Here is a 7,545-nt window from a genome sequence, read left to right on the forward strand (position 1 = left end):
GCTCTATTCACCCGCCGTGCCTGTCTACGAGGCCTATGCCGGCGCGCTGCAGAGCTTCACCCAGCTCGGCACGCTGCAGCAGCGCATCGGCAACCGCTCATGGACTGCCGCCGACCAGTCGGCGGCAGGCGGCGCCAGCCAAGGCGGCAACCCTATCTGGGGGCGCATCGAGGCCTCGCACAGCGAGTTCGAGCCGGGCACGAGCACCACCGGCACCGATTATGACGCCGACCTCTGGCGGCTGCAGGCCGGCCTCGACCTGCTGCTCTCCGAAACCGCTTCCGGCACGCTGGTCGGCGGTCTCACCGTCCACTACGGCACGGTGAAGTCGGACGTCTCCTCATCCTTCGGCACCGGCTCGATCGACGCCACCGGCTACGGCTTCGGCGGCACGCTGACCTGGTACGGCAAGAACGGTTTCTATGTCGACACCCAGGCCGAGCTCACCTGGTTCGACAGCGATCTTTCCTCCGCGACGCTCGGCAAGAAACTCGCCGACGGCAACAACGGCTTCGGCTACGGCCTCGGCATCGAGGCCGGACAGAAGATCGCGCTCGCGGGCAACTGGTCGTTGACGCCGCAGGCGCAGCTCTCCTACGCCTCGGTCGACTTCGACACCTTCACCGATCCTTACGGCGCGCTGGTCTCCAACGGCAGCAGCGACAGCCTGACCGGCCGCCTCGGCCTCTCCGCCGACTATGAGAGCGAATGGAAGGGCAGCGCGGGCCAGACCAGCCGCTCGCACGTCTACGGCATCGCCAATCTCTATTACGACTTCCTCGACGGCACCGATGTCGATGTCTCCGGCACCAGGCTGACCAGCAAACCGCAGCAGCTGTGGGGCGGCCTCGGCGTCGGCGGCTCGCTGAGCTGGGCCGACGACCGCTATTCCGTCCATGGCGAGCTGCTCGCGCGCTCCAGCCTGGAGGATTTCGGCGACAGCCATGCCTTCGGCGGCTCGGTCGGCTTCAGCGTGAAGTGGTAGGCTGACGACGACAGGTCGAAAAAGGCAACCAGCGGTCGCTGGAAACTTTCCGACGCATATAGGAATTTGATCCTTGGTGGGGCGATTCTCGCAGGAGGTCGCGGTGGTTCGTCGCAACAAGGCAAAGCAATTGTCGGAGTCGGAGCTTCAGCGGTTCCTGATGGCGGCGGGAGAGCTGCATCGCAGTATCGTGGCCCCGTTGATATCGACGCAATGCGATCACTACCGCTCCATGCAAACCCTGCACGAGGCGTTGCTGAAAGCGGTGAAGGACATCACCGGCAAGGATGCGGCCTTTATCCGCTGGTTTGGGGCGGGGTCGCGGTAGACTGCGTCGCGCGAGGCACTTGCGCGGCCCTCAATGCGCGTCCGGCGGCGGCGCCTTCGGCGTCACGTTGCGCAGGAACGGGACCAGCGCCGTGGCAATGACGAAAGCCACCATGATGACCAGGAAGGCGTCCGCATAGGCCATGGTGGAAGCCTCGCGATAGGCGAGTTGCCAGAGCTGCTTCAGCGCGGCGGCGTGGCCGTCGTCGACGGCGCCGGGCAATTCGCCGTAGCGCTGCGCAACGTTATCGACAAGGCGCATGGCCGCCTCGTTCTGCGGCGTCAGATGTGAAGCGATCGTCAGGAAATGAAAGTTTGTCCGGTTGTTGAGGATCGCCCCGCAAATGGCGATGCCGACCGCGCCGCCGAGATTGCGCATGGTATTGAACAGGCCGCTGGCATATTTCAGCCGTTCCGGCGGCAGGCTGCCGAGCCCGAGATTGACGCTGGGCGCGACGGCGAAGACCTGCGGGAAACCGCGAAAGATCTGCGGCAGGAGCAATTCTGCCGAGCCCCACTGACTGGTGATGGCGGAAAAACTCCACATCGAGGCGCCGAAGGAGGCCAGGCCGAACATCATCAGCCAGCGCGTGTCGAAGCGCTTGGCGAGGAAGATGTAGACCGGAACGCCGACCAACGAGGCGACGCCGGTGGAAAACACCGCTAGCCCCGTTTCAAGCGCGTTGTAGCCGCGCACATAGCCGAGGAACAGCGGCGTCAGATAGATCGTGGCGAAGATGCCGATGCCGGTGATGAAGGAGAGAAAACAGCCGATGGCGAAATTGCGGTTGCCGAAGGCGCGGAAGTCGACCACCGGCTGCGCATAGGTCAGGCTGCGGACGACGAACAGGACGAGCGTCACCACGGCGACAACTGCGCCGTTGCGGATCGTGGCGTCATCGAACCAGTTCCAGCGCGAGCCTTCCTCCAGCACATATTCGGCCGTGCCGAGACTGACCGCCATCAGCGCCATGCCGATATAGTCCGCGCCCTTCAGCAACGACAGATCGCCCTTGTCCATCTTGACCAGCAGCGCAACGAGCACGGTGATGACAACCCCGGGGATGACATTGACGTAGAACAGCCAGTGCCAGTTCAACGTATCGGTGATCCAGCCGCCGATGACTGGCCCTAGCGTCGGCGCGATCGAGGCGATGCTGCCAACGACGGCAGCGGCATAGACGCGCCTTGGGCCCTGGAAATAATGGAAGGACGAGGTGAACACCGTCGGGATCATCGAGGCGCCGAGCAGCCCCTGCAGCGCCCGGAACACGATCATGCTTTCGATGTTCCAGGCAAAGCCGCACAGCATGCTGGCCAGGGTGAAACCCGCGGCCGAGATGGTGAAGAGCCATCTGGTCGAGAAAACGCGGGTGAGCCAGCCCGACAGCGGGATGACGATGATCTCCGCCACCAGATAGGAGGTCTGCACCCAGCCGATCTGGTCCTGCGCGGCCGACAGGCCGCCGCCGATATCCTGCAGCGACGAGGCGACGATCTGGATGTCGAGCAGCGCGATGAACATCCCCACGCACATCACCATGAACGGCAGGATGCTGGCGAGGAAGGATTGCGAGGCGGCCGGCGCTGACATGGCGCCCTCAATGCGATCCGGTATCGACGGTGACGACAGTGGATAGGCCGGGCCGCAGCGCGACCTTGCCCACCTGATCGGCGTCGATCGCGATCCTCACCGGCACCCGCTGCACGATCTTGGTGAAATTGCCGGTCGCGTTCTGCGGCGGGATGACGCTGAAGATCGCCCCCGTGGCCGGCCCCAGGCTGGTGACATGGCCCTTGAGCGGCTGGTCGGGGGCGATATCGGCATAGACGGTCGCGGCCTGCCCGTCGGCCATGGCGCGCAGCTGGTCTTCCTTGAAATTGGCGTCGACCCACAGGCCCGAGGCGGGAACGATGGTCAGCAGATAGCTGCCCGGCGAGACATAGGTGCCGACCTGCGCCAGCCTGTTGCCGACGATGCCGTCGATCGGCGAGCGGATTTCCGTGAAGCCGAGGTCGAGCTGGGCGGTATCGAGATCCGCCTTGGCCGCCGCGACTTCCGCCGTCGCCTCCGAGATCTGGGTGTTGAGGACGTCGAGCTGCTGTCGCGACGCCGCGAGCGCCGCCCGCGCGGCGGCGACGGAGGCCTGCGCCTGGCCGTCGGCCGCGGCGCTCTTTTGCGCATCCTGCTGCGAGCCGGTCCTGGCGCTGGCAAGCACCGCGTAGCGCTTGGCATCTTGCGCCGTGAACGCGGCGGCCGCGCTCTTCGCCTCGAGATCGGCGCTGGCCTGCTCGATCAGCGAGTTCTGCAGCGAGATCTGGGCACGCAGATTGTCGAGCGCCGACTGCTTCTGCTGCACCGATGCCTGCGCACGTTCCAGCGCCGCCTTGAACGGCCTGTCGTCGATGCGGATGACCGGCTGGCCGGCCGCGACATGCTGGTTGTCCTCGACGAGCACCTGGTCGATGTGGCCGGCGACGCGCGGCGCCAGCGGCGTGACATTGCCGCCAACATAGGCGTCGTCGGTCGTCACCATGAAGCGGTTAGCCTGCCACCACTCGGCGCCATACCAACCGGCGGCAGCGATCGCGATCAGGGCCACGCCGAGCAGCAACGGCTTGCGCCGCTTCCTCGCCGGCTTCGGGGCTTCAACGACGGAGGCCTGCAACTCAGCCGGGGAAAGAGGCTTGTTCATCTGCTTCTCGCCTCGTCCTGGCCGCCATTCTCGATCAGCGGGAGGCCCGGCCCTTCGCTGCTGAAGCGGTAGCGTCGCCGCATGCGATCACTGGCTCTCGGTCCGGTCGCCAGGGCGAAGCCGCCGCTGTCGAGTTGCCTGCCGGTCTCCTTGTCGACCAGGACGGGATCGGCCCAGCGCCCGTCCGCCGTGTCCACCACGACGAGGCTAGGGCCCTCGGGCGCCAGGTGCCGGTTGCCCCACGCAAGCAGCGTAAGCAGCACCGGCCGGAAATCGCGGCCCTTGGCGGTCAGCACATATTCATGGCGGAGCGGCCGTTCGCAGTAGGCGCGCTTCTCGAACAACCCGCGCTCGACCAGGCTGTTCAGCCGCCGCGACAGGATGTTGGGGGCGATATCAAGGCTCTTCTGGAATTGGTCGAAGCGGGTAAGGCCCTGAAATGCGTCGCGCAGCAACAGGATGCTCCACCACTCGCCGACCTCGTCGAGGCTGCGCGCGATCGGGCATGGGCGCGTTTCGAAGCTCGTCCTGGCAACCATTCTCGTGACTCACTATCAAGATGCAAGTCACATATATCGAAGTTAGTTGCATAATGCAAGTCAGTATGCGACGCGACTTTGGAATCGGCCGACACGAAGTCGTGAGCGGCCGTAGTGCCTGCTGGCTGTTTGGCTATTCTCGGACGAAGGTGTCGAGGCTGGTGCCGAAGGCACGCCAGGTTCCGACCTGCTTGCGGGAAGCGATTTCGCCCTCCTTGCCGGTGATGGTGCTGCCCGCCACCGTCAGCCACATCGTCTCCAGCTTGCCGTCCCGCAATATGCCGGTGTAGCTCACTGCGGCGGGGCCGGCCGTACCCTCGCCGGCGGCCGTCACTCCAATGACGTCGCCATGCGCGATGCCGGATACCGGCACGGTCTGTCCATAGAAGCTGCTGTCTTCGAGCGCCGTGCGAAACGTGCCTTCGATCCGGCCGCCGTCCTCGCGGGTGATATCGAGGACGGACCCATACTGATTGCGCCATCTGCCGAGCCAAGGCATTCCGCTCCTCCACGACCGTCTTGATCTTTCAGCGGATTCGGTCCCGCATCTAACGCACCGCTCCGAGCGGTCAAGGACCGCCAAACGTCGCCGGGCCGAATGCAGAACGATGCGCCGGCTTAAGGGATCAAGCTGGTCCAAGGAAGATGGTGGTTTTCAGTCCACCGCACATTGAAAAGGGCGACGCAAGCGCCGCCCTTCGGGAGGATGATTTTTCGCAGGCGCTTTAAGCAGCCTGGGCTTCGCCGGCGATCGCGTCGGCGGCGCGGGCCGCCTTCAGCACCTTCGCCCACCAGGCGACGTCGTTGACCAGCGCCACGGCGGCCTGGTTCAGGTGCTCGAGATCCTCGAGCTTCTTCTCGCCCTGGCGCACCGCAAGGAAATCGCCCCAGGCGATATGGACGGCCGACTTGACCGGAGCCATCTGCAGCTCGACGGCGATGAGGCGGAGCTGTTCGACCGCGCGTGCGCCGCCGACCGAGCCATAGCCGACGAAGCCGGCCGGCTTCTTGTTCCATTCATTGGCGGCGTAGTCGATGGCGTTCTTCAAGACACCGGTCGGCGCGTGATTGTATTCGGCGGCGGTGAAGATGAAGCCGTCGAACTCGGCGACCTTCTTTTGCCAGCGCTGCGCCACTTCGTTCTGCGACGGCGCCCAGGCGGAGGAAGCGACCTCATCGAAGAAGGGCAGCGGCCAGTCGCGCAGATCGACGATCTCGACGTCGATGTCGGCATGGGCCTTGGCGATCTTGGCGATCCACTGCGTCGGCACGTCGGCGAAGCGGGCGGCGCGCGTCGAACCGACGACGATGGCGATTTTGGGCTTGGACATAAGGGGCTCTCCTTGCGGGAATTTCTGGTATCGTTTGGATACCGGCGCTATATGTGATACTGACAAACGAGCGCGCAAGGGGGCACGTTTATGTTACTGAGGCACCCGCATATCACCGAAGACTGCCGTGCCGTGTCGGAAATCCTGCAGCGGGTCGGCGACAAATGGACCGTGCTCGTGGTCGGCAAGCTGGGTGACGGCGCGATGCGCTTCAACGAATTGCGCGCCGCCGTCGGCGGCATTTCGCAAAAAATGCTGACCACCACCTTGCGTGGACTGGAACGCGATGGGTTCGTGACGCGAAAAGTGTTTCCGACCATTCCGCCACGCGTCGATTACGAGCTGACCGAGCTCGGTCATGAGCTGCTCGTGCCGGTCGGCGCGCTCGGCGAATGGGCCCGGAAGAACACAAATCGGGTTCGTGAGGCGCGGGCGAGATTCGACAGCCAGCAGCCTTGAAACCCTTGTAGTTCAAAGGTTTCTGAACCATTGGATGAACCGTGCGGCGCGGCGCCGGCCCTTTCGTACCTTCCGGCTTTGATCGGATTTGCTGCGGCTCCGCAGCCAGCCTCGCAGGTGTGTCCGCGCAGCCCTCTCGACAAGGATGACTGTCTTTAGCCGGCCACCGATCAGGCGCTTGCAGCGGTGGTGTTGCAGCACGCCGTCGAGCAGGTCTCCTGCTGCGCGGCCTTCTTGTCGATCGCCTTCAGGTCCCTCACGCAGGCGACGCGTGGAAGGTCTTTGCTGATCTCCACATAGGCTGTAACGCCGAGCAGGCAGACCAGAGCGATAAGGGCTGCCACGAGCCAGCCGTTCAGCATGTGTTGACGCATTGTTTTCCCCCTCGCGACCACAAACTGGGGCGCGAAGGCAACCATTGGATGTCGCGAAGCGCATCTGCCGCGCGGGCGTTGTTACAAAACGGCAAGCTCGCGGAGAATCGGAGCCTGTCAGCTCTCGGCCGGAACCGGCTTCGGCTTGCCTTCGCCGTCGAGCGCCACCATGACGAAATCGGCATGGGTGACCTTTTCCATCAGGTCGGAAAGGTAGCGCTGCGCCCAGGCCTCGACCTTGAGCACCATCGAGGTGCGGCCGACGCGCTCGACATGGGTGTAGATGCAGAGCGTGTCGCCGATCTTCATCGGCTTGGCGAAGGACATCTCCTTGACCGCTGCGGTGACCACGCGCCCCTTGGCGCGCTCGGCCGCGCGGATGCCGCAGGCAAGGTCCATCTGCGCCATAACCCAGCCGCCGAAGATGTCGCCGGCCGCATTGGCGTCGGAGGGCATGGCGAGCGTGCGCAGCGTGAGATCGCCGAGGGGTCTTCCATCCGCGTAATGCACCATAGGAAAGTCCTTCAGCCGCTGCTTTCCTGAACCCGTACCAATGCGGTTGCGATGTCGCAAGCTCTGCTGAAAGCGAAAACTGCGCCGCCGGAGCAGTCGCTTTTTTCACAAGCCATGCCGGAAGCCACGGCGACGCCGCGAGCCGGCAATGTCTAGGCTAGGCCGCGAATTTCGGAGCGCGCCCGCCTATCATGCAGACTTATGATTTCATCATCGTCGGCTCCGGCTCGGCCGGTTCGGTCGTGGCCGACAAATTGTCGGCCTCGGGCCGCTTCTCGGTGCTGGTGCTGGAGGCCGGCGGAACCGACCGGCGCTTCTACG

Annotated in this window: 11 protein-coding genes; 4 read left to right on the forward strand and 7 right to left on the reverse strand. The window is 64.5% G+C overall.

All coding sequences use genetic code 11. The features are described from left to right. Both EOA23_RS29210 and EOA23_RS29215 read left to right on the forward strand, forming a co-directional pair. Positions 1-985 (forward strand): autotransporter outer membrane beta-barrel domain-containing protein (locus EOA23_RS29210; protein ID WP_127306685.1); only part of this gene is annotated, 985 nt, incomplete at its 5' end. A 103-nt stretch (positions 986-1,088) separates the two neighbouring features. Further along, a complete protein-coding gene (locus EOA23_RS29215; RefSeq protein ID WP_127306686.1) occupies positions 1,089-1,313 on the forward strand; it encodes a hypothetical protein in 225 nt (74 codons plus the stop codon). A 30-nt stretch (positions 1,314-1,343) separates the two neighbouring features. On the opposite strand, the gene EOA23_RS29220 is transcribed toward EOA23_RS29215, so the two are convergent. The 5 genes from EOA23_RS29220 to EOA23_RS29240 all read right to left on the reverse strand — a co-directional run bounded on the left by EOA23_RS29220 (position 1,344) and on the right by EOA23_RS29240 (position 5,878). Then, complete coding sequence (locus EOA23_RS29220) at positions 1,344-2,906, reverse strand: DHA2 family efflux MFS transporter permease subunit (RefSeq protein ID WP_127306687.1); 1,563 nt, start codon at positions 2,904-2,906, stop codon at positions 1,344-1,346. Positions 2,907-2,913: 7 nt separating this feature from the next. Next, a complete protein-coding gene (locus tag EOA23_RS29225) occupies positions 2,914-4,008 on the reverse strand; it encodes an HlyD family secretion protein (RefSeq protein ID WP_127306688.1) in 1,095 nt (364 codons plus the stop codon). After that, positions 4,005-4,547, reverse strand: a complete 543-nt coding sequence (locus EOA23_RS29230; protein WP_127306689.1) for a helix-turn-helix domain-containing protein — start codon at positions 4,545-4,547, stop codon at positions 4,005-4,007. Before EOA23_RS29230 ends, EOA23_RS29225 begins: the two co-directional genes overlap by 4 nt. A 133-nt stretch (positions 4,548-4,680) precedes the next feature. Further along, entirely contained in the window at positions 4,681-5,046 is a 366-nt protein-coding gene (locus EOA23_RS29235) for an avidin/streptavidin family protein (RefSeq protein WP_127306690.1), read from the reverse strand. Between the two features lie 226 nt (positions 5,047-5,272). Further along, positions 5,273-5,878, reverse strand: a complete 606-nt coding sequence (locus EOA23_RS29240; RefSeq protein WP_042646171.1) for an NADPH-dependent FMN reductase — start codon at positions 5,876-5,878, stop codon at positions 5,273-5,275. A 90-nt stretch (positions 5,879-5,968) separates the two neighbouring features. Between EOA23_RS29240 and EOA23_RS29245 the strand changes: the two genes are divergently transcribed. Further along, entirely contained in the window at positions 5,969-6,337 is a 369-nt protein-coding gene (locus EOA23_RS29245; protein ID WP_127306691.1) for a helix-turn-helix domain-containing protein, read from the forward strand. A gap of 170 nt (positions 6,338-6,507) precedes the next feature. Here EOA23_RS29245 and EOA23_RS29250 read toward each other — a convergent pair whose 3' ends face one another. Further along, positions 6,508-6,711, reverse strand: a complete 204-nt coding sequence (locus EOA23_RS29250) for a hypothetical protein (RefSeq protein ID WP_127306692.1) — start codon at positions 6,709-6,711, stop codon at positions 6,508-6,510. Positions 6,712-6,828: 117 nt separating this feature from the next. After that, complete coding sequence (locus EOA23_RS29255; protein ID WP_127306693.1) at positions 6,829-7,224, reverse strand: acyl-CoA thioesterase; 396 nt, start codon at positions 7,222-7,224, stop codon at positions 6,829-6,831. A gap of 191 nt (positions 7,225-7,415) precedes the next feature. Here EOA23_RS29255 and EOA23_RS29260 point away from each other — a divergent pair. Then, positions 7,416-7,545: NAD(P)-binding protein (locus tag EOA23_RS29260; protein ID WP_145966508.1), on the forward strand; the 130-nt coding region annotated here is incomplete at its 3' end.

This window comes from Mesorhizobium sp. M2A.F.Ca.ET.042.01.1.1, assembly GCF_003997405.1.
In the GTDB taxonomy this organism is placed as follows: domain Bacteria; phylum Pseudomonadota; class Alphaproteobacteria; order Rhizobiales; family Rhizobiaceae; genus Mesorhizobium.

Coding starts and splice junctions, on each gene's coding strand:
- EOA23_RS29255 (WP_127306693.1), bottom strand. CDS start 7,224: ATGGTGCATTACGCGGATGGAAGACCCCTCGGCGATCTCACGCTGCGC.
- EOA23_RS29250 (WP_127306692.1), bottom strand. CDS start 6,711: ATGCGTCAACACATGCTGAACGGCTGGCTCGTGGCAGCCCTTATCGCT.
- EOA23_RS29240 (WP_042646171.1), bottom strand. CDS start 5,878: ATGTCCAAGCCCAAAATCGCCATCGTCGTCGGTTCGACGCGCGCCGCC.
- EOA23_RS29220 (WP_127306687.1), bottom strand. CDS start 2,906: ATGTCAGCGCCGGCCGCCTCGCAATCCTTCCTCGCCAGCATCCTGCCG.
- EOA23_RS29245 (WP_127306691.1), top strand. CDS start 5,969: ATGTTACTGAGGCACCCGCATATCACCGAAGACTGCCGTGCCGTGTCG.
- EOA23_RS29235 (WP_127306690.1), bottom strand. CDS start 5,046: ATGCCTTGGCTCGGCAGATGGCGCAATCAGTATGGGTCCGTCCTCGAT.
- EOA23_RS29230 (WP_127306689.1), bottom strand. CDS start 4,547: ATGGTTGCCAGGACGAGCTTCGAAACGCGCCCATGCCCGATCGCGCGC.
- EOA23_RS29225 (WP_127306688.1), bottom strand. CDS start 4,008: ATGAACAAGCCTCTTTCCCCGGCTGAGTTGCAGGCCTCCGTCGTTGAA.